Source organism: Streptomyces sp. NPDC005485, from assembly GCF_040606085.1.
GTDB lineage: Bacteria > Actinomycetota > Actinomycetes > Streptomycetales > Streptomycetaceae > Streptomyces.
Window position 1 is genome coordinate 1 of record NZ_JBEXDZ010000101.1, and the last position, 18,879, is coordinate 18,879.

Consider the following 18,879-nt stretch of genomic DNA (forward strand, 5'->3'; position numbering starts at 1 on the left):
GCCGGGTACGGCTGGGAGGCCGGCACCCACACCCTGCGCGAGCGCGCTGCCGCCTACGGCCGCCCGATCAGCACCCCGCCGCAGCGCGAGGAGCGACCCGGCGGACTGATCTTGGCGATCCACCGGTAGAGCGCCCTCCGGTTCCCTAATACTCCAGCAGCACTTTGACGTTTTCCCTGTTCAGGGCGGTTTGGGAGAGTGTAGTGGGCTGTTGGTCGGCCCGTGTTCTCTTTCCCGGGCGGCCCCTCGATGGTGTGCAGCCGCCGCTGATAGTGGCAGCAGTCCGGGCAGCCTCCCGGTGTGATCGACGAGCGTGCAGTTGAGATCTGGAACGACGAACTCGAGGAACTGTTCCTGCGTACCGGCCACTGCTTCAGGCGCGTCGAGCCGCGCCGCCGGATGCGTGACTACATCCGTGGACTACTGGGCCCGGTCGGCCGCAAGAACGGCTGGCAGCTGGCCGAATACGCCGGACACCGCACTCCCGACCGCCTCCAGCGGCTCCTCAACGGCGCCCGCTGGAACGCCGACGAGCTCCGCGGCGACCTCCAGCACTACGTAGCCGAACGGCTCGGCGAGCCCGACGGCGTCCTCATCCTCGACGACACCGGATTCCTCAAGAAGGGCACCACCTCGGCCGGAGTGCAGCGCCAGTACTCCGGCACCGCCGGCCGCACCGAGAACTGTCAGATCGGCGTGTTCGCCGCCTACGCCACCACAGGTGGACGCGCCCTGGTGGACCGGGAGTTGTATCTGCCCAAGTCCTGGACCGACGACCGCGACCGCTGCCGCGCCGCCCACATCCCTGACGAGCGGGCCTTCGCCACCAAGCCCGACCTGGCCAAGGCCATGGTGCTGCGGGCGATCGCCTCGCCGCTGCCGATCGCCTGGGTGACCGCAGACGCCGCCTACGGTCAGGAGTGGCGGCTGCGCCGCATGCTGGAGGAGACCGGCCTGGGATATGTGCTCGCGGTCCCCAAGTCCCAGCAGGTGCCGCACTTCGGACGCATCGATCACCTCTTCTCCCAGGCTCCTGACGAAGCCTGGGAGCGACGCTCGTGCGGTGACGGCGCGAAGGGCCCGCGCGTCTACCACTGGGCCGCCCTGCAGGTCACATCCATTGAGGACTTCGACGGAGAGATGCCCACCCACCAGCGGTGGGCACTGGCACGCCGCAGCATCAGCAAGCCCGAGGAGATCGCCTACTACCTCGGCTACGCGCCGCTCGGCACGACGGTCGAGCACCTGGTCCGCGTCGCCGGGATGCGCTGGGCCATTGAGGAAGCCTTCCAGGCCGCGAAGAACGAGTGCGGCCTCGACCAGTACGAAGTCCGCCGCTACACCGGCTGTATGCGGCACATCACCCTGGCCATGCCGGCGCACGCGTTCCTGGCCGTCATGGCCGCCGATGCCGCAGTAAAAGGGGCAGCAGAAACGGTTCCTGCCTCGCGCCCCTCACCGTGGCAGAAGTTCGGCGGCTCCTGGCAACTGTCCACTCACCCATCGCCGTTCACCAACACCTCACCAGCCAACGCGCACTGAGATGGTCACACTGGCGCAGACGACGCCAAGCCGTCGCCCGCCGCTGCCACTATCAGCGGCGGCTGCACACCATCGAGGGGCCGCCCGGGAAAGAGAACACGAGCCGACCAACAGCCCACTACACTCTCCCAAACCGCCCCTGAACAGGGAAAACGTCAAAGTGCTGCTGGAGTAGTAGGACTCCAGCCGTAGTTCGCGATCATGGCGAGTCGCTGCTTATGGCCCGTAGACGAGATCCACGCCGCCACCGGCCTCAATCAGCCAGGACAGTGAACCGCTGCCGAAGGGCCAGCCAGTGGTGGCCACCTGCACCCAGCCGCTCGACTCGTCGGTTCCTGCGTGCCACCACCAGCTGCGATCGTCTCCCATTCCTTCCTCGGTCGGGTCGAAGTAGTACAACCATCCCGAGAGGGTCCACGGTCCCTGGTCGGCGGCAGCTCTCTCCTCTGGCGTCATCGCGCGCCATTGACGCAGCCACGCCTCCATGTCGAAGGGCTCGCCATCCTCCGGTTCCGGGGTCTCGGGCGCGCACCGCTGGATGAACCAGGCTGGCAGCAGCTGCGGCCAAAGCTCTTCTGCTGGCCAGTCACCCATCTGGGAGACGACGCACGTCAGTACCGCGCGCGCGTTGTCGATGACTTGGGCCGGGTCCTCGGCAGTGAACCGGAGGCGCACGAGAAACGGCCGGGGCTCGTCGTCATCCTCGGCGCTCGGTCCAGGTCGAAGGCGCCGCAGCTCGCCTGTCATGATTTCCACGGTGAGGAAGTATGCACCGGCACCGACCTCGCGACATCTCGATATCGCCACCCGCTCAGGGGACACGAACCTCTATGACTCGCCTCGGTGATCTCGCCACCGGTCTGCGCGGACTGCGGGAAGGATCTGCGAACACCCCACCCGGCACCGCCCCGCCTGCCCGCGCGGCCGACTCCACCCGCCCCCACCGTCGCTGCGCCCGCACCAACTCCTTGCCCAGCGTGCTCACGTCGACGGGCTCCAGCGGGTGCCCCTCACCCACCGCAACAAGCCACCGCCCGTGGCGGGCGAGCAGCCGCTGCCAGGGTGGCCGGTACACCAGCGCACGCCCACCGGCGGCGCCGCGCCGGGCCGCACACAGTCGGCACCCGGACACCACCGGACCCCACTCCAGCGCCCCGGCCCGCCACCGCGCCCACCCCCGCCCCTTTCCGCCACCGCCGGAGGCGCGGCCGGCCGGGCAGCCGGATCCGGCCGACCACGACGGCAGTGCCCGTGCCAGATGCGCCACCGGGGTGCGGCACCACCGGGCCAGCTGCGCCCGCGCGAGGGGTCGAGCAACACCTCGCCGTCGGGGCATTCCTCGTGGCGGGGGACGGGGCTCGCCCACCGCCACCAGGGGGTCAGATCGGCGGCCTGCAGCCCGTAGGCGCGGCTACCGGGTTCAGGAACGACCACGTCGTCTCACCCGTGATGGGCGCCACCCGCACCACCGCAGTCACGCCGATGCCCTTCCGCCCGCGATCCGTCCTGGAACTGCGGTCGAGAGGCGACACCGCGGGCCGCGCCCTGTCCGATGCCAACGAGCCGTGGTGCTTCCCGGTACCGGGCACTCCGGAGCACGCAGAAGGATCACTATCACTGCTCTACTGGACCGCCTGGGGTCTGCTCCCCGTGGGACGGCCGCAGGGGGTTCATGGCGTTGTGGTGCCTGGCCCGTTCGCTCGCCGCAGGTCGGACAGGTTGACCCGTTTCAGAACCGGTCGAAGCACGGCACGCTCCTTGTGGCGGTCCTGCCATCGTCTCTCGAGGTTTTTGTCCTCCAGCTCTATGTAGCTGACTCCGGCACCGGAGTCGGGCAGGATCTGGAAGGCGTCTACGCCACCGTTATCGGTGATGAAATCCTCCGCCAACTCGAGGAATGTCGGGGCCGCGTGGTCGATGTGCAGCTCGGTCGCGGACGGGATCGGCGTTCCTGTGACGGAGCAGACCAGTGGCTGTCCGGAGCGGAGTGCCGCATTCCGTGCGATGGCCACCTGATCGGCAACCGCGTGCCGTAGGGCGGCAAGCACCTGGGTGCGCTGGCTGAACGGCGTCAGGCAGGCGTTCCACGAGAAGTCGGCCACTTCGCCGTCGAGCCGCACGAGGCCGATCCCAACACTTCTGCGACCGTGGTCGGTGTGGGCGATGACGCGGAAGTGGGCCACGCCGGCCCCGCGCTTGAGGTCGTATTCGGGGTGGCGTTCGAGGAGGCCGCGGCAGAAGGCATCGTCGTCGGGGTCGCTGACGTCACCACCTATGCCGTATCGCTGGACGATGCCGCGACAGACGTTCCGGACGGCTTCCTTGGTGGGGTAGCGGGTGGCACCGATGGTGATGCCTCTGGGCACGGGTATCTCCGTTCGACGCAGGTAACCGGGCATGCGTATGGCGAGGCCGTAGACACCGTACTTTCCGGTCACCTCTTCGAAACTCCAAACCTCTGTTCCCAGCACTCTGACAAAGTGTCAGTGCGTCCTGCCATGCTGCTCGCCAGCCCAAAGCCGGTCTGGCCGAGGCCGGCTGGCAGACGGAGCGAATAGCAGGCTTGCGGAAAGGGACGACGGGGTGGCAGTGAGGGCGACCGAGGAACAGGCGGCAGCACGAGACAGCTTCGCTGCCGGCCATGATCTCGCCTTGGTGGCAGGTGCCGGTACGGGAAAGACATCGACCCTGGTGATGATGGGTGCTGCAACCCCCCGCCGCGGCATGTACATCGCGTTCAACAGGCCCATCGCGCAGGAGGCCAAGGCCCGCTTCGGCAGCAACGTGCACTGCAGCACCTCCCACGGACTGGCCTACCGCGCGCTCGGGAGCCGCTTCAAGGCCCGTTTGGACGCCTCCCAGCACATGCCCCTGTGGCGCACCGCGCAGCTCCTCGGCATTGACCGCGACCTCGCCGTCGGCGGTCGCCGGCTCAAGGTGACGACGCTGGCTCACCTGGTGATGGAGATGGTCAAGCACTTCTGCTACTCCACCGAGGAACAGGTCGCAGCGCGTCATCTGGGCAGCGTCAACGGCCTCGACGACCACGGCCAGCAGTACCTTGCGCGCGTCCTGCTGCCCCGAGCCCGGTGGGCATGGGACGACATCTGCTCACAGAACGGCACGCTGCCGTTCAAGCACGACCACTACCTCAAGATGTGGGCGCTCACCCGGCCCCGGCTGCGCGCCGACTACATCCTGCTGGACGAGGCACAGGACACGAACCCGGTCCTCGAAGAGATCTTCCTCGCACAGGACGTCCAGCGCGTCTGCGTCGGCGACCCCTCCCAGCAGATCTACGAATGGCGTCACGCCAAGGACATCATCAGCGGGTTCCCCGGCGCGCAGATGGAGCTCACCCAGTCCTTCCGGTTCGGGCCGGCCATCGCGGAGGTGGCCAACCACTGGCTCCGCGCGGCCACTTCGACAATGCAGCTCACCGGTCACGCCGCCGAACCGTCCAAGCTGACGGAGGTGGAGGTCCCCGACGCGGTGTTGTGCCGGGGCAACGCCGACGCCCTCGCCGAGGTCCTGCGCTTCCTGGACCAGGGCGTGCCCGTCGCCCTGGTCGGCGGCGGGAAACCCCTGCTGAACATCGCGAAGGCAGCGATCGACCTGCAGGCCGGCCACCGCACTTCACACCACGACCTCGCGCTCTTCTCCTCTTGGGGCGAGGTGCAGGAGTACGCAGAACAGGACTCCGCCGCCGCCGACCTCAAAGCCATCGTGGACCTTGTGGACACCTACGGCCCCCAGCAGATCATCCGCACAGTCCAACGGATGAGCGACGAAGCACAGGCACGCGTCGTCGTGTCCACGGTGCACAAGGCCAAGGGCCGGGAGTGGAACCGGGTACGGATCGGAGCAGGCTTCACTCCGCCCGATGACGACTCCCCTCGCAACGTGCACCCAGCCGCCGCCCGACTCATCTACGTCGCCGTCACCCGAGCCCGCACCCAGCTCGACATCACCGGCATCAAACGGCTCCAGACCCCCGCCACCGCTGCGACAGCAGACGCCACACCCGAAGGCATCGCGCTGGCCCGGCTGCCGCTGACCGGACAGCTGAAGTACCCACGCTCCCCGATGTCCACGTTCCTGGCCCGACACCTTCCCCACCCCGAACGCGTCATCGCCTCCTACCTCCAGCACATCCGCGGTCTGCCGCACCCCGTCCAGCCGCTGAACGAACGCCGCCCCGACTACGCCGCACTCGGCCACACCATCGACTACCGGCTGCGCCTGAGCCTCGGCTCAGAACCAGGGCCTGCAGCGATCGCCGGCGTCGAACTGATCGGCAGCGACCTTCCCATTGACGGAGCACCTGCCCCCGCAGTGCGCGCCAACCTTCACACGATCGGAACCAGCGTCCTGGGCCGCCTCCACGCGCACCTGACAGACGATTCCCGACGACTTGACGACGACGAACTGACCAGGCTGTGCTTCGTCACAGGCTTCTTCGAAGGCGTCTACCGAAACGGCTCCTTCCCCCGCAAGCGCAACCTCCTCGCTCAGGTCGACGAGCACACCACCGTCAAGGGCGTGACCAGTGCCGTGCCGAGCTACGTCCTCGACGACATCGACGAGCAGATGAAGCTCGCAGAACAGCCTTTCACCCCCCTGCGGAGCCTGCCGGCCCAGCAGCGCGTATGCGGACCGATCTTCGCAGGAAGCGCCGACGTGAAGGCCGACGCAGACTTCATTACCGACGGTTTCCTCATCGACTGCAAAGCCCTCACCCGGCCCCACCGCATCGGACGGGAAGAGGTACAGCAGTTGGCCGGGTACCTGCTCCTCGACTACGACGACCGCTACGACATCCGCGAGGTCGGCCTCTACCTCGCCCGCCAAGGTGCCCTGATCCGCTGGACGGTCCCGGACTTCCTCACGATGCTCGGTGCCCGTATCCCGCTTCCGCGGTTGCGTGCGGCACTGCGCGCCCACCTGCGGGGCGGGCACGCCGTGCAGCAGGCCTAGTTCCAGGGGCGGCATACGTCTAAGCGGATGTCGCTGAGTGGTTCGCGCCGTCTGGGCTCGGAGTCGGCAGCCCTCCTGGTGGCGGTTCCGGTGGTGGCTGCGGAACGGCCGTGGAGGCTGTGACCTGACGCTGAGGTTGAAAGGGTGGGGTGACAGCGGGCGTTGGCGGTGCTACATCCTCGTCATGAGGTACGCGGATGGCGGCGGCCTGACCGCTGCGGGGCGGGCGAAGCGTGAAGCAGTGCGTTTCGAGGCCGCGGAGATGTTCGAGCGAGGCGTCCGGCCGCCTGAGGCGGCCCGGAGGTTACGGGTGTCGCGAAAGTCGGCGTACGCCTGGCATGCCACCTGGCGCGAGGGCGGCAGCGCGGCTCTGGCCTCCAAGGGGCCCGGCGGCTTCCCGTGTCAGCTCAGCGATGCCCAGGCGGAACGACTGCAGGCCGAGTTGGAGGCGGGGCCGGCGGCGTACGGCTGGACGGAGGACCAGCGGTGGACCCTGGCGAGGGTCGCGGAGCTGATCCATAGCCTGTTCGGCTACCGGTACACACCGCGTGGGGTGTCGTATCTGCTGCACCGGCTGGGCTGGTCACCGCAGGTTCCCGCTGACAGGGCCGTCGAGCGCGATGAGCAGGCGGTGGCCAGGTGGCGGACGGAGCAGTGGTCACGGGTAAGAGGATGGCCCAGTTCCTGGGCGCGTGGATCGTCTTCGAGGACGAAGCCGGGCAGGACCTGAAGCCCGGCAAGGGCCGCACTTGGTCAAGGCGGGGCATGACGCCGCTGGTCAAAGTGGTGGGCAAGGGTTCGGGCCGGGTCCTGATGGCCGGGATGATCTGCGTCCGGCCAGGCCACGAGACCCGTCTGATCTACCGGACCCAGACGTACCGGGGTCGTACCGGCGAGAAGAAGGGCTTCCGGGCCCGCGAGTTCGCGGGCCTGTTGACCTCGGCTCGTCGGCAGCTCGGCGATGTCCCGCTGATCGTGGTGTGGGACAACGCCAGCACCCGTCACGCCAAGCCCTTGCGGGCGTTCTGCGAGCGCAACAGCAACTGGCTGACCATCGTCAAGCTCCCGCCCTACGCGCCCGACCTCAACCCCGTCGAAGGGGTCTGGGCCCACGTGAAGAAGTCCCTGGCCAACCTCGCTCGCGCGATCGAAGACCTCACCCCGCTCGTGAAGAACCGCTTACGCGCCATCCAACGCCGACCCGAATTACTCGACGGCTTCATCACCGGGACCGGACTGACACTGGAGCCCCCGTAACCCCGTCACCCCACCCTTTCAACCTCAGCGGCAACGTCAGCGGACGACGGCTGCGGCGGGTGGATCGTCGGGGTCGTCGTCGGCGGAGCCGAGGACGTGGCCCAACGTGTCGATGGCTTGACGTTGGAGACGGAGTCGGACGTGGGCGTAGACGCCGGCGGTGACGCCGATGTGGGCGTGGCCGAGGAGTTCCTTGATGACGACGAGGTCGACGCCCTGTTCCAGGAGCAAGGTGGCGGTCGAGTGGCGGAGGTCGTGGAAGCGGATCGTCCTGAGTCCGGCGTTGTGGAGGAGGCGACGGAAGCGGCGGGTGAGGTTGCCGGGGTCGAGCGGCCTGCCTTTCGGGGTGGTGAAGACGAGTCCGTTGTCGGTCCAGCCCGTTCCGGCTTCCTGTCGTTCTTCCTGCTGCTGTTCCTGGTGGATCTTGAGGGAGCTGATGCATTCGGTGGGGAGGGCGATGCGGCGTTCGGAGGCGAGGGTCTTGGTGTTCAGGACGGTCAGGCCCTGGCTGCGGGTGCGCTGGAGGGAGCGGTGGATGGTGGCGGTGCCGCCGTCGAGGTCGAGGTCTTCCCAGTGGAGGCCGAGGAGTTCGCCTTTGCGGAGTCCGGTGTGCAGGGCGAGTTCGTACAGGGCATGAAGCCGGTCGTCGCAGGCTGACTGGAGGAACTGCCGGGCTTCGGCGGCGGTGAGCGGCTGGAAGCGCCTGGGGCGGGGCGTGGTCGTCTTGACGTTCCGGGCGACGTTGCGCGGCAGTTCGTCCTCGCGGACGGCGTGTTCCAGGGCGGACTTGAGGACCGCGTGGACGTACCTCACGGTCAGCGGCGACAGCCGCTTCTCACAGCACTGGCCGATGGCGCAGCAGGACCGCCGAACAGCGTCTCTTCCCTGGGCACAGCACTGGCAGGTGGTGCGGAGTCCGTCGAGGAAGGTGCGGACGTCGCGGGTGGTGAGTCGGGCGAGCTTCTTCGCGCCGAGCCCGGGGTTGAGGTGGAGGCGGATGGCGGCGCCGTAGCGGGTGTGGGTGTTCTCCCGCAGGTGGTGAACGGCGACGCCGTCCAGCCAGTACGCGAGGTAGGCGCTCATGGTGCTGTCGGCCGTCGCGAGAGGGAGGCCGCGGTTGCTGGCGGCGGTCTTCTCGGTGAGTTTGGTCAGCGCGTCTTTGCGGGTGGTGCCGTAGACGCGGACGCGCTTACGGGTGTTGCCGGGGGCCAGCACGTATCCGGCTGCTTCCCATCGTCCGTCCTTGCGCTGGTAGACGGTCCCGTCGCCGTTCGCACGGGTGCGGGAGCGGCGGGTCGAAGCGGGGCGGGCAGTGGTCATCAGGCGGCTTCCTGTTCCAGGCGAGTGCGGATGAAGTCGGTGAGCGCGTGGGCGGGGATGCGGCGGGCGCGGCCGAGGGTGATCGAGGCGAGCTGGCCGGAGCGCAGCAGGTCGTAGACGGCGGAGCGGCCGAGCTGGAGGTGGGCCATGACCTGGGGGACCGTGAGCAGATCCAGCGCCGGTGCCGCCTCCGTGTGGGGGACGGTGAGCGGAGGCGTGGACATCAGTTGCCCCCTTCGGCCGTGAACTGCCGTTCCAGTTCCCTGCGGTGCCAAACCGCAGCGGCGAGGAGCGCGGCGCCGGGGCTGTAGCCTGAGCCGAGGTAGTCCCAGTGGCCGATGACGAGCGTGGTCGTCGGGTCGGGCTCCGGCAGGCCGGCGTGGGCGCGGGCCTGTTCGGTGCGCCAGGCGCGGCGGGGGTCACGCAGCGCGCCCAGGGTGGTGGAGTAGTTACGGGACTTGGTGGAGAAGTGGTCCCGGAAGCCGAGCATGTGCGCCCACTTCCAGAGCTTGAGGTGGGCGAACTTGGGCAGTTTGCCCAGCTCCCAGCAGGTGCGGATCATCTGCCGCACGTGCCGGGCGACGGCGAGCCGGGTCAGCGGCCGGGCCTGCCCGGTGCCGTCACAGGCGGTGCACGGGAGCGAGGTGCCGTGGGGCAGGAGGGTGGCGCCGCGCCCCTGGCAGGGGCGGCAGAACAGGGAGCGGTCGAGGGCGCCGGAGGCGTCGGCGGACTTGGTGGCGTGCTTGGCCACGTAGGCGGCCACGGCCTGGTCGGTGAAATCTGCGTCGGTGCCGAAGGCGCCGATCTCGCGTACGTCGAGCTGTTCGCCCCAGGCGAGTTCGCGTTCCCCGACCGCGTCCGACTCAACCGTCACGCGGACCCGTGAGGCGTCGGCGAGCACGGCGCCGGTGGCGTACCGGGGTGGGGGCTGGCTGGTGCCGTCCGGGCCGTCGAGCCGGATGACGGCGTGGAAGTGGACCAGGCCACGCTGTTGGTACTCGGCGACCTTGGCGAAGGAGATCCGCAGGGTCGCGTGGGCGGCTTTCTGGGTCATGCCGAGGCCGACGGCGAGCTCGCGGCGCAGGTAGGTGGCGAAGCGGGCCCACAAGGCTCCGGCGTGGGCGTTGAAGAGGACCGCGCCCGCGTAGTCGTACGTCTTCGGGTTCAGTGGCGTCCCGATCAGGGCGTCCGTGGGTTCGTGGAGTTTGCGGCAGCGGCAGGGGCGGATGTCGCCGCCGGGGGTGGTGAGGCGGTTGTGGACGGGGCCGAAGGACGGCGGGGTGAGGGTGGCGAAGACGCGGGAGTGGGTGCGGACGGTGTCGGGCACGGTCTTGCCGCCGGACAGCCGGCGCGGATGAGGTGGTAGGTGTCGGCGGCGTAGAGGCGGGAGCAGGCCGGGCAGCGGGAGGCGCGGCGGTTGCCGCACGCGGTGAGCAGGCACATCTACCTGCGTGCGTTCGTCCGGCTTACGGAGCTTGCCGTGTACGGGGCAGAGGCGCGCGCCCTGATCGTGAAGGCGCTCGACGCCCTGGGCTGAGGGGTGCGGCGATCCGCCGCACCCCCGGACATGACGAAAGCCATGCTCTCAACCGCTGGCGCGGACCCCGCGCGTGAACGGCTCGAAGGCGTGGCTGAAGTGCCACGTGTCCTGGGCGATGCCGGAGCAGGAGTTGGCGCCTGCGGTGCCCACGCAGCCGCCGTTGTCGCGCTGGAGGGCCCAGAAGGAGAGCGTGTTGATCCCCTTGGCGACAGCCCAGTTCTCCACCGTGACGGCGTCCTGCGTGGTGAAGGTCTCCTGCGGGCCGTAGTCGTCGATGCCGGGCATCTCGGTGACGCCGATCATGTGCCAGAGCTTCGCCGAGCTCTTCCTCGGGTAGAGGGTCGCCAGTTGGTCGTGCAGACCGGCGGCGGCGGTCTCGGTGTCGGCCGCCATGTCATGGGTGGCGCCGTCCCAGTAGTCGAACGTCATGATGTTGACGACGTCCACGCGCGCGCCGTTGTCGACGGCGTTCTGCAGCAGGGCCACGCCGCCCGGCGCGAGGCCGGTGTTGGTGGTCGGCAGGGTGTAGGAGAACTGCACGCTGCGACCGGTGTGTTGGGCCCAGCGCTGGACCTTGGCGATGGCCTTGTTGCGGCGGTCGATCCCGGCGGTGTTGTTGATGGAGTCGGCCTCGATGTCGAGGTCGATGCGGGAGACGCCGTACGTCGTGACGAGACTCTTGTAGACCTTGGCGATGGAGTCGACGCTGGTGCAGCTGTCGGCCAGTTCGGTGCCGGTGGTGTCGGCGCTGTAGCCGCCGAAGGACGGGATGACGTTGCCGCCGCGCGCCTGCATCGTGGCGATGTCCTTGCCGAAGGTGGCCTTGCCGATCGGCTGGGTGGTCAGGCCGTTCCAGTACGCGGCGCAGGAGCCCGCCGCGTCCGTTTGGAGGAAAGCCATGGTCAGGTACTTGTTGCCCGACTCGGCGGCGAGTGCGGCCGGGCTCTCGCCGGTCCACGCCTCGAAGTAGGGCGCCGTCACGTGTGTGGGCATGGGCTTCGCGCCGTACGAGGGCGCCGGTTGCGCGGCGAACGCGCCGCCTCCCCCGAGGGTGACAAGCCCGGCCGACAGGGCGGTTACGGCCATGCAGGACAGCAACGTGCGAAGAGGAACAGGTCGTCTCATTGACGCTCCCATGAGAAAAAGTGCAGGCGGAGACAGCGGGTACACATGCGGGACTTCCGCCCGGCCGGCAGACGCGGGAGAACTCCCCCTCGACCAGGGGCGAACAGTCCCCATCGTTGGACTAGACCAATTATCTGTCAAGGTTCTTTACGGTTAACTGACCTGAGTCGGCCCGGGAGGTGGGCGATGAGCGATGGGAGGGTGACGGCTTGCGAGCCGGTGCGCGTGGCGAGTGATCGGGTGTGAGTAGTTGCGGCCCACGCCGTCCGGGTGCTGACCGGGTGGCTGCGCAGCGGCGAGATCTCCGAGCAGTGCGCCCGCCGCCGCATCCGCATCACCATCCACTCCGTGGAGTTGGAGATCTTCGCGCGCAACGCGGAAGTGCGCTCGACCCTCGCGATCGAGGCAGTCATGGCGGCCGGCCCCGAGTTCACGGAGCGGGCGCTGCGCGGGGGCGACTGGGACCCCGACAAGGGGGCCTGCACGTTCACGTACTTCGTGGGTGCGTGCCTATTCACCTTCCGCGACGTCTTCAAGAAGTGGTCCCGCGACCTGATGCGGCAGATCAACAGGGTGACTGCGGACCTGAACAGTCAGGACCCCGAGGAGGGCCAGCTGTACCTGTGGCACTCGAACTTCGGCGACCCGGCCCGTCGGACTGCCGACCGGGACACCGGGCGCCGGATCCTCGCGGAGGCCACCCCGGAGGCCAACGCCATCTGCCTGCTGAAGTACGAGGAACCCGACCTGACGTACAAGCAGATAGGTGAACGCCTCGGCGGCATGACGTCCGGGCGGTCGAGGGGCAGCTCCAGCGGCTGCGCGGCACCGCGTTCCGGCTGGCACGCGAAGGGAAGATCGACTACGTGCGGAGGGCCGGCCGGTGAACGCCGGGATACGCGGCACGCTGTCGAGCACCGGAAGCGCCCTGGTCGGCCACCTCGCCGGGGCACCCTGGTGGGCCGTCACAGGATGCACGGTCCTGCTGTTGGGCATCATCGCGCTGCAGAGCGTCTTTCCCCAGAACTCCGCCGACCGCCTCGCCTGGTGGAAAGACCGGCACCGCTACCGCAGGCCCGGCCCTCGCAGGGACCGGCCGCCCGCTGTACCTCCCCCGCCGCGGACAGGCGCGATCAGGCCCACACGTACGCCTCGGCCGGCCCGGAGGGGAAGTCCGGATGGTTCGTCAAGAACTGCGCTTCTGCCCGCATCCAGTTGAGGGGCTCCGTCGCCGCCTCGACGTCGCCGTGGTCGAGGTGCGCGGTCAGCCGGCCGTACGCCTCGCCGAGCATTCGGTGATACTTCGGCCGCCGTTCCACTTCCTCGAACCGCGCTTGCCGGAACTCGTGCCAGCGCTCCGCCTCGACGCGCAGCGCGTCGAGACCGCCGTAGCGGGGTCGCACTTGCCTGCCAGTCGTGATCCGTGCCCCGGCCATGGTCGGCTCCTTTCCGGTGAGGGGGCGGACGTCATGGTCGTCACGCCGTGTACCGAGATCAACGAGCAACCCGCCCGAGGCGCACGCCCGGCCGCGGTCTCCGGCCGGGCCCGCCGACGCAGCCGTTCGCCGGCGGGCCCGGGGCGATCGGACTTACCCCGCCGACGGAGTGTCGGGCGTGAGGTAGCCCAGCACCCCCAGGCCGAGGCCAGCTATGCCGACGAAGGCAGCGCCGCCTGTGGTCAGCGCCGCAAGGTTCGTGGAGCCGAGGGCGAAGGCGACGATGCCGCTCACCAAGGCGCTCACCAAGGCCGCCAGCAACACGACGATGACGCCCATGATCTTGGGACTCACAAAGTTCCCTTCCGGGTGGGAAGGGGTGGCCGATGTCCGACGCCCTCGTGGCAGCCGAGCCCGACCACCCCTGACGAAGTACGAACAGGTGTGATCAACACGAGCGCGGCCGACTCGCACTCGCAGGGCGCTGGCTGCCTGCTGTCTTCGCTCCGTACGAACCTGTACGGCTGCCTTCGGACTTACAGGGAAAGCTCCGGGCGCAACTCCCCTTATATCGGCGGGGACGCAACGCCAATTATATGTGATGGCCGTGACACCCGGCGGGCTACTGCCGTGCCTCCGGGTCGGCTCTATCCGGGGACGTTCGCACCGAGCCGTCACGTCCGGCCCGGCCGCCCCGCTGGACTCCGGATAGCCTCCCCCGGGCTGGGGGTCAGCGTTTGACGCGGTTGCGGACGGCGAGGACGGCGAGGACCGCGAGGCCCAGCAGGACGGGCTCGGTCAGGCGGGAGGCCATCTCGATGTAGGTGCCGGCGGTGGTCAGGTCCTGGTCGGCGGAGCGGAACACCACGGAGTTGAGCGTGACGTTCAGGGCCTTCTCGAAGCGCTCGCCGGTGAACCGGTTCCCGCTGGGGTTGCGCGGATCGTCCTTGCTGATCGCGAAGGTCACCCTCCCGCCGCCAGCAGGTACGGTGCCGGTCGCGGTCTGTTTCGGGGTGTCCTGGGGGAGGCCGACGGTCATCAGCAGGAGGATGGTCAGGAGCATTGCGGCGCCGAGCCAGGCCAGGGCGCGGGAGGCGCGCAGGCCGTATCCGGACAGCGCCCAGTACGCGGTCAGCAGGCTCCGTTCGCTGCGGGGGATGTCGCCGGCGTGGCGGCGCATCTCCATTTCCCCGTAGTAGAAGTCGGCGGCCCCGGGTTCGTGCTTGCCGTCCTCGAAGGCTTTGCGCAGCGCTCGGTACACCGGCGCCAGCTGTAGCGGCCCGGCGCGTCCGGCGCCGAGGACTGCTGGATTCCAGCCCCGTACGGCGTCCGGCCGACCGGCGCGCCAGTGGTGTTCTTCGGCCAGGACGCGGCGCTCGGTGAACCGTACGGGCGGCCAGCGTCGCCAGCGCGCGGAGGACGGGGTTGTGTCGAACGTGCAGGCGCCTTCCAGGCACAGTTGGTCCAGGTGCACAGTGCCGGCGAACAGGCAGCCCGACAGGTCGACGTCGGCCAGGACCAGGTGGGCCGCGTCCACTCCGCGCAGCGACACCAGCCTCACCGCAGGATCTGGCACGGCCGTGAGAGCGGTCTCTGCCTGTTGTCTGCCGTTGGTGAGCCTGAACGGATCCGGCTCCGCGGCGATCGTGAGGGGGTATTCGAAGACCGCGTGGGCGAAGTCCACCATGGCGTGACGCAGACGCCTCGGCCGTCGACGACCAGCGGGTCCGTCGGCACTCCAGTCGGCGCGCGGCGATCGAAAGGGTCACCGGGGCGCCGAACACGGCACTGGACAACCTGACCCGCCCGGCGCATACCAACGGCCCGAGGCTTGACGCCCTCTCGAAGGTTGCCGACTCGAACCCGGCGTCGCGCTTGAAGGTTGCTGACTCGAACCCGGCGTCGCCCCTGAAGGTTGCCGACTGGAACGTGGCGGCGCCCTTGAAGGTCGCCGACCCGAACCCGGCGTAGCTCTCGAAGGTCGCCGACCTGAACTTGGCGACGCCGAGGTGGGGGTGCCCGGTTGCGGGGTCACGGAGTGCGTCGAGGAGGGCGGTAAGGAGGGGCAGGGTGAAGGGGGTGCCGCGGTGGTCGATGTCGGTGCCGGAGGTCAGGCCGGCGAGGTAGGCGTCGCGGTCGGGCTCGGCCAGGTGGGCGAGGCATGCGGCGTGCCCGGGCACGTGGATGCCGATGCAGCCGAACGGCCGCTCCGCACCGGGGTCGGTGGCGCAGTACGTCGCAGCGGTGATGGACACGATCGGCGGGATCCTGGCGACGTTGACTATTCCCACCGACACCGGCGGATTCCAGCAACTGGCGGACTGGGCCGCCTCGTTCGGCACCGTCCTGACCTTCGGAATCGAGGGGACCGGCTCCTACGGTGCCACGCTGACCTCATTCCTGCGCAGGTCCGGCCACAAGGTCGTCGAGGCCGGACGCCCGGACCGGCGGCTGCGCCGCATGAACGGCAAGTCCGACACCCTGGACGCCGAGAACGCCGCCCGCGCCGTGCTGGCCGGGTTCGCGACGGCCACGCCGAAGACCGCCGACGGCGAGGCCGAGATGATCCGTCAGCTCAAAATCGCCCATGACCAGGCCGTTGAACAGCGCACAGGCGCGATGGTCACGATGAAGGCGATGCTCGTCCACGCCCCCGATGCCCTGCGCCGCGAGACCGCCGGCAAGACCCAGATCACCCTGGCACGGCAGCTGGCAGCCCTGCGTCCTCGCCGCTTGGAGGAACCCGAGGACGCCCTTCGCCACACGCTGCGCACGCTCGCCAAGCGGTGGCAGTACCTGGACACCGAGGCCAAGGGGCTGACGAAGATGATCGGCGACCTGGTCCAGCGGATCGCCCCACAGCTGATCGAGCCCTTCGGCATCGGCGTGGACACCGCCGCGGAGATCCTCGTCGTGACCGGCGACAACCCGGAGCGGATCAAGTCCGAGGCCGCTCTCGCCAAGCTCGCAGGCATCGCCCCGGTGCCCACCGGCTCCGGCATGACCAGCGGCAGGCATCGCATCAAACCACGGCGGCCACCGACAGCTCAACGCCGCGATCTACCGAACCGTCATCGTCCGCATGCGCTTCCACCAGCCCACGATCGACTACGTCGCGCGCCGCACCGCAGAAGGCAAGACGAAACGCGAGATCATCCGCTGCCTCAAGCGCTACGTCATCCGCGAGGTCTACCACCTGCTCCGACCCGCCCCACGGACGCCCTCCGCAGCAAGTTGACAACTATAGGAGCGTCAATGCCGCCGCCGAGAGCTTCTTCGCGCTACTGAAAGCGGAGATCGGCACCCACCGCCGGCCCGACCGGGCCACTGCCCTCAGCAGGACCGTCGAGGCGGCCCCGATCCCCGACATCGGCTGGGTCGACATCGACATCGACATCGACACCGACGACCCCGCCCTGATACCGCCCGGTCCCTACGCCCGCAGGTGACCACGAGGTTGGAGCGGAGCGCAGCGGGAGTCGTGGCGCGGGGCTCCGGGATGAGCGCGGTTCTTCCCGGCCGTGGGGCGCGGCTTCCTCCGTGGACCATGCCGGGGTTGGCGGATCCCCATTCGAAGTCCGTCGCGAGGAATCCTCACGACACCTCTTGACGAGTAATGCGTTAGCGCTAACACTTCACTCACATCCAGCAGCGCAGTATCGCGCAGCCGCGTCGTGAGCCCCACCACCTCCAGGGGCTTCTGCTTCCCCATGCTTTTCCGGCCGGTGTCCCAGCTGCACCGGACGAGCCGCCCGACGGAGCGTAAGTGTGATCGATAACATTCCTGATACCAAGTCCTCTCCGGGGGGTGACGGCAGCCGCCGTCACCCGACCGGACCCCCGCCGTCGTCCACGGCTGGGCACCGCCGCAGGCGGGGCCGGATCCGCGCCACCCTGGAGGCGTACCTGCTTCTCGCGCCGAGTCTCGCAGGGCTCCTGATGTTCCTCGTGGCGCCCATCGTCGGGGTCGTCGTCATCAGTTTCTTCGACTGGAACCTGATGGGCACCCCGCGCTTCGTAGGGCTGGCGAACTACCGCGAGATGATGGGCGACAGAGAGGTGTGGCGCGCGATGCGCAACACCGTGTACTACGTACTGCTGAACATCCCCGCGCAGACCGTGCTCGCGCTGCTGCTCGCCCTCGCGATGAACCGGAAGCTGCGGGGCCTCAAGGTATTGCGGGTGCTGTTCGTCCTGCCGTGGATGGCCATGCCGGTGGCCCTCGGCATCGTCTGGAGCTGGGCGTTCGACCCGCAGCACGGCGTGGTCAACCAGTTCCTGGCCCTGTTCGGTGTGGACGGCCCGGCGTGGCTGTCGTCCACCGGTTGGGCGATGCCGGTGCTGGCGTCGGTCAACATCTGGCAGTACACGGGCTACACCATGCTGTTCCTGCTGGCGGGCCTCCAGTCCATCCCCGAATCGCTCTACGAGGCGGCCGACCTGGACGGGGCCGGCACCGTGCAGCGCTTCTTCCGGATCACGCTGCCGCTGCTGCGCCCGTCGATGTTCTTCGTGCTGGTGACCAACACGATCGGTTCGTTCCAGATGTTCGACACCGTCTACGTGATGACCCAGGGTGGCCCCGGCGGGTCGACGGACACGATGAACTACCACATCTACCAGCAGGCGTTCCAGCTGTTCCGCACCGGCTACGCCTCGGCGCTGGCGATGCTGCTGTTCGCCGTGATCCTGCTGGTGACGGCCGTCCAGCTCCTGTACTTCCGCAAGCGCACCATCTACGACTTCAGCTGAGGACGGCCACGATCATGTCTTCTCTCTCCACCGCCGTCCGCAGAACGACGCTGTACGGGATCCTCGTCGCCGGAGCGCTGCTGTCCGTCGCCCCGTACCTGCTGACGCTGAACGGCGCGCTCAAGCGGCCGTCGGACCTGCTGTCCACCGACGCCTGGGCCCCCGCGCATCCGGCCACCTTCGCCAACTTCAGTGCCGTGTGGGGCCAGTACGGGATGTCCTCCTTCCTGCTGCACACCCTGATCGTGGCGGTCGTCGTCACCGCCGGTCAGGTGGTGTTCAGCTCGCTGGCGGCCTACGCGCTCGCCCGGATGGAGTTCCCGGGGCGCGACTGGCTCTTCTGGGGATACCTCGCCACGATGATGGTGCCCCAGATGATCACGCTCGTGCCGCTGTTCCTGATGATGCGTGAACTCGGCCTGGTGGACACCTACGCGGGTCTGATCCTGCCCACCGTCTTCGGCACCCCGTACGGCGTCTTCCTGGTACGCCAGCACTTCCGCACCATCCCCAAGGACCTGGAGGCCGCCGCCCGCATCGACGGGGCGAACACCTGGACCATCCTGGTGCGGATCATGCTGCCGCTGAGCCGTCCGATCCTCGCCACCCTCGCGATCATCACGTTCGTCAACACCTGGAACAACCTGATCTGGCCGCTGATCATCACCAACAGCGACCGGACCCGGGTGATCACCGTGGGCATCTCCGCCCTCCAGGGGGAACACGTCTCCGACCTGCCGCACATCGTGCTGGCCGGAGCGGCCCTCGCCCTACTTCCCCTGATCGCGGTGTTCCTTCTGTTCCAGCGGCACATCGTGCGCTCCATCGCGCTGACCGGCCTCAAGTAGGCCGTCCGCCGCCGCGGCCGAGCGGTCCGCGTCCACCGAAGACGTCACCGCCCATCGGCCCCCCGATTCCCCCCCCGCACCA

15 protein-coding genes and 4 pseudogenes are annotated in these 18,879 nt (G+C 68.8%); 10 read left to right on the plus strand and 9 right to left on the minus strand.

Translation table 11 applies throughout. From position 1 onward, the window contains the following. Positions 1–129 (plus strand): annotated as a pseudogene (locus ABZS97_RS28680) (SAM-dependent methyltransferase); the annotation flags it as partial. A 195-nt stretch (positions 130–324) separates the two neighbouring features. After that, positions 325–1,542: an IS701 family transposase gene (locus ABZS97_RS28685; RefSeq protein WP_356142129.1), complete on the plus strand. Its 1,218-nt coding sequence runs from the start codon at positions 325–327 to the stop codon at positions 1,540–1,542. 216 nt (positions 1,543–1,758) lie between these two features. Here the strand turns inward: ABZS97_RS28685 and ABZS97_RS28690 are convergent, their stop codons facing one another. After that, positions 1,759–2,289, minus strand: a complete 531-nt coding sequence (locus ABZS97_RS28690) for a hypothetical protein (protein ID WP_356142080.1) — start codon at positions 2,287–2,289, stop codon at positions 1,759–1,761. 923 nt (positions 2,290–3,212) lie between these two features. After that, positions 3,213–4,013 (minus strand): DCL family protein, encoded by an 801-nt coding sequence (locus tag ABZS97_RS28695; RefSeq protein ID WP_356142082.1) that lies wholly within the window; start codon positions 4,011–4,013, stop codon positions 3,213–3,215. A 118-nt stretch (positions 4,014–4,131) separates the two neighbouring features. Here ABZS97_RS28695 and ABZS97_RS28700 point away from each other — a divergent pair, with 118 nt between their 5' ends. The 3 genes from ABZS97_RS28700 to ABZS97_RS28710 all read left to right on the plus strand — a co-directional run bounded on the left by ABZS97_RS28700 (position 4,132) and on the right by ABZS97_RS28710 (position 7,776). Continuing rightward, complete coding sequence (locus ABZS97_RS28700; RefSeq protein WP_356142131.1) at positions 4,132–6,519, plus strand: UvrD-helicase domain-containing protein; 2,388 nt, start codon at positions 4,132–4,134, stop codon at positions 6,517–6,519. A gap of 184 nt (positions 6,520–6,703) precedes the next feature. Beyond that, a complete protein-coding gene (locus ABZS97_RS28705; protein WP_356142084.1) occupies positions 6,704–7,249 on the plus strand; it encodes a winged helix-turn-helix domain-containing protein in 546 nt (181 codons plus the stop codon). Continuing rightward, positions 7,192–7,776: a transposase gene (locus ABZS97_RS28710; protein WP_356142086.1), complete on the plus strand. Its 585-nt coding sequence runs from the start codon at positions 7,192–7,194 to the stop codon at positions 7,774–7,776. The genes ABZS97_RS28705 and ABZS97_RS28710 overlap by 58 nt, the downstream gene beginning before the upstream one ends. Positions 7,777–7,812: 36 nt before the next feature. Here the strand turns inward: ABZS97_RS28710 and ABZS97_RS28715 are convergent, their stop codons facing one another. The 3 genes and pseudogenes from ABZS97_RS28715 to ABZS97_RS28725 all read right to left on the minus strand — a co-directional run. Next, a complete protein-coding gene (locus ABZS97_RS28715) occupies positions 7,813–9,096 on the minus strand; it encodes a tyrosine-type recombinase/integrase (RefSeq protein ID WP_356142088.1) in 1,284 nt (427 codons plus the stop codon). Further along, entirely contained in the window at positions 9,096–9,320 is a 225-nt protein-coding gene (locus ABZS97_RS28720; RefSeq protein WP_356142090.1) for a helix-turn-helix domain-containing protein, read from the minus strand. Before ABZS97_RS28720 ends, ABZS97_RS28715 begins: the two co-directional genes overlap by 1 nt. After that, positions 9,320–10,533 (minus strand): annotated as a pseudogene (locus ABZS97_RS28725) (replication initiator); the annotation flags it as partial. The gene ABZS97_RS28720 and the pseudogene ABZS97_RS28725, both read right to left, overlap by 1 nt. Positions 10,534–10,537: 4 nt before the next feature. Between ABZS97_RS28725 and ABZS97_RS28730 the strand changes: the two are divergent. Further along, positions 10,538–10,633 (plus strand): annotated as a pseudogene (locus ABZS97_RS28730) (transcriptional regulator); the annotation flags it as partial. Positions 10,634–10,681: 48 nt separating this feature from the next. Here the strand turns inward: ABZS97_RS28730 and ABZS97_RS28735 are convergent. Beyond that, a complete protein-coding gene (locus ABZS97_RS28735; RefSeq protein WP_356142092.1) occupies positions 10,682–11,722 on the minus strand; it encodes a chitinase in 1,041 nt (346 codons plus the stop codon). Between the two features lie 309 nt (positions 11,723–12,031). Here ABZS97_RS28735 and ABZS97_RS28740 point away from each other — a divergent pair, with 309 nt between their 5' ends. Then, positions 12,032–13,060, plus strand: coding sequence for a hypothetical protein (locus ABZS97_RS28740; RefSeq protein ID WP_356142094.1), 1,029 nt, complete (start codon positions 12,032–12,034; stop codon positions 13,058–13,060). 290 nt (positions 13,061–13,350) lie between these two features. On the opposite strand, the gene ABZS97_RS28745 is transcribed toward ABZS97_RS28740, so the two are convergent. The 3 genes and pseudogenes from ABZS97_RS28745 to ABZS97_RS28755 form a co-directional block, all read right to left on the minus strand. Further along, the gene (locus ABZS97_RS28745) at positions 13,351–13,551 is read right to left on the minus strand and encodes a hypothetical protein (RefSeq protein ID WP_356142096.1); all 201 of its coding nucleotides are present in this window, start codon (positions 13,549–13,551) and stop codon (positions 13,351–13,353) included. 376 nt (positions 13,552–13,927) lie between these two features. Continuing rightward, a complete protein-coding gene (locus tag ABZS97_RS28750) occupies positions 13,928–14,884 on the minus strand; it encodes a hypothetical protein (RefSeq protein ID WP_356142098.1) in 957 nt (318 codons plus the stop codon). A gap of 202 nt (positions 14,885–15,086) precedes the next feature. Continuing rightward, a pseudogene (locus ABZS97_RS28755) lies at positions 15,087–15,494 on the minus strand (pentapeptide repeat-containing protein); the annotation flags it as partial. Here ABZS97_RS28755 and ABZS97_RS28760 point away from each other — a divergent pair. The 3 genes from ABZS97_RS28760 to ABZS97_RS28770 all read left to right on the plus strand — a co-directional run bounded on the left by ABZS97_RS28760 (position 15,382) and on the right by ABZS97_RS28770 (position 18,797). Beyond that, positions 15,382–16,485 carry a transposase gene (locus ABZS97_RS28760; protein ID WP_356142100.1) on the plus strand — a complete coding sequence of 368 codons (1,104 nt, stop codon included), beginning with the start codon at positions 15,382–15,384 and terminating at the stop codon, positions 16,483–16,485. The pseudogene ABZS97_RS28755 and the gene ABZS97_RS28760 overlap by 113 nt on opposite strands. Positions 16,486–16,965: 480 nt before the next feature. Then, positions 16,966–17,949 carry a sugar ABC transporter permease gene (locus tag ABZS97_RS28765; RefSeq protein ID WP_356142102.1) on the plus strand — a complete coding sequence of 328 codons (984 nt, stop codon included), beginning with the start codon at positions 16,966–16,968 and terminating at the stop codon, positions 17,947–17,949. Positions 17,950–17,963: 14 nt separating this feature from the next. After that, positions 17,964–18,797, plus strand: a complete 834-nt coding sequence (locus ABZS97_RS28770; RefSeq protein WP_356142105.1) for a carbohydrate ABC transporter permease — start codon at positions 17,964–17,966, stop codon at positions 18,795–18,797. Positions 18,798–18,879 lie beyond the last annotated feature (82 nt).

Bases quoted from the DNA above. Each gene is read 5' to 3' on its own strand.
- ABZS97_RS28715 (WP_356142088.1), bottom strand. From the start codon at position 9,096: ATGACCACTGCCCGCCCCGCTTCGACCCGCCGCTCCCGCACCCGTGCG.
- ABZS97_RS28710 (WP_356142086.1), top strand. From the start codon at position 7,192: ATGGCCCAGTTCCTGGGCGCGTGGATCGTCTTCGAGGACGAAGCCGGG.
- ABZS97_RS28705 (WP_356142084.1), top strand. From the start codon at position 6,704: ATGAGGTACGCGGATGGCGGCGGCCTGACCGCTGCGGGGCGGGCGAAG.
- ABZS97_RS28770 (WP_356142105.1), top strand. From the start codon at position 17,964: ATGTCTTCTCTCTCCACCGCCGTCCGCAGAACGACGCTGTACGGGATC.
- ABZS97_RS28750 (WP_356142098.1), bottom strand. From the start codon at position 14,884: ATGGTGGACTTCGCCCACGCGGTCTTCGAATACCCCCTCACGATCGCC.
- ABZS97_RS28760 (WP_356142100.1), top strand. From the start codon at position 15,382: ATGCCGATGCAGCCGAACGGCCGCTCCGCACCGGGGTCGGTGGCGCAG.
- ABZS97_RS28720 (WP_356142090.1), bottom strand. From the start codon at position 9,320: ATGTCCACGCCTCCGCTCACCGTCCCCCACACGGAGGCGGCACCGGCG.
- ABZS97_RS28735 (WP_356142092.1), bottom strand. From the start codon at position 11,722: ATGGCCGTAACCGCCCTGTCGGCCGGGCTTGTCACCCTCGGGGGAGGC.
- ABZS97_RS28690 (WP_356142080.1), bottom strand. From the start codon at position 2,289: ATGACAGGCGAGCTGCGGCGCCTTCGACCTGGACCGAGCGCCGAGGAT.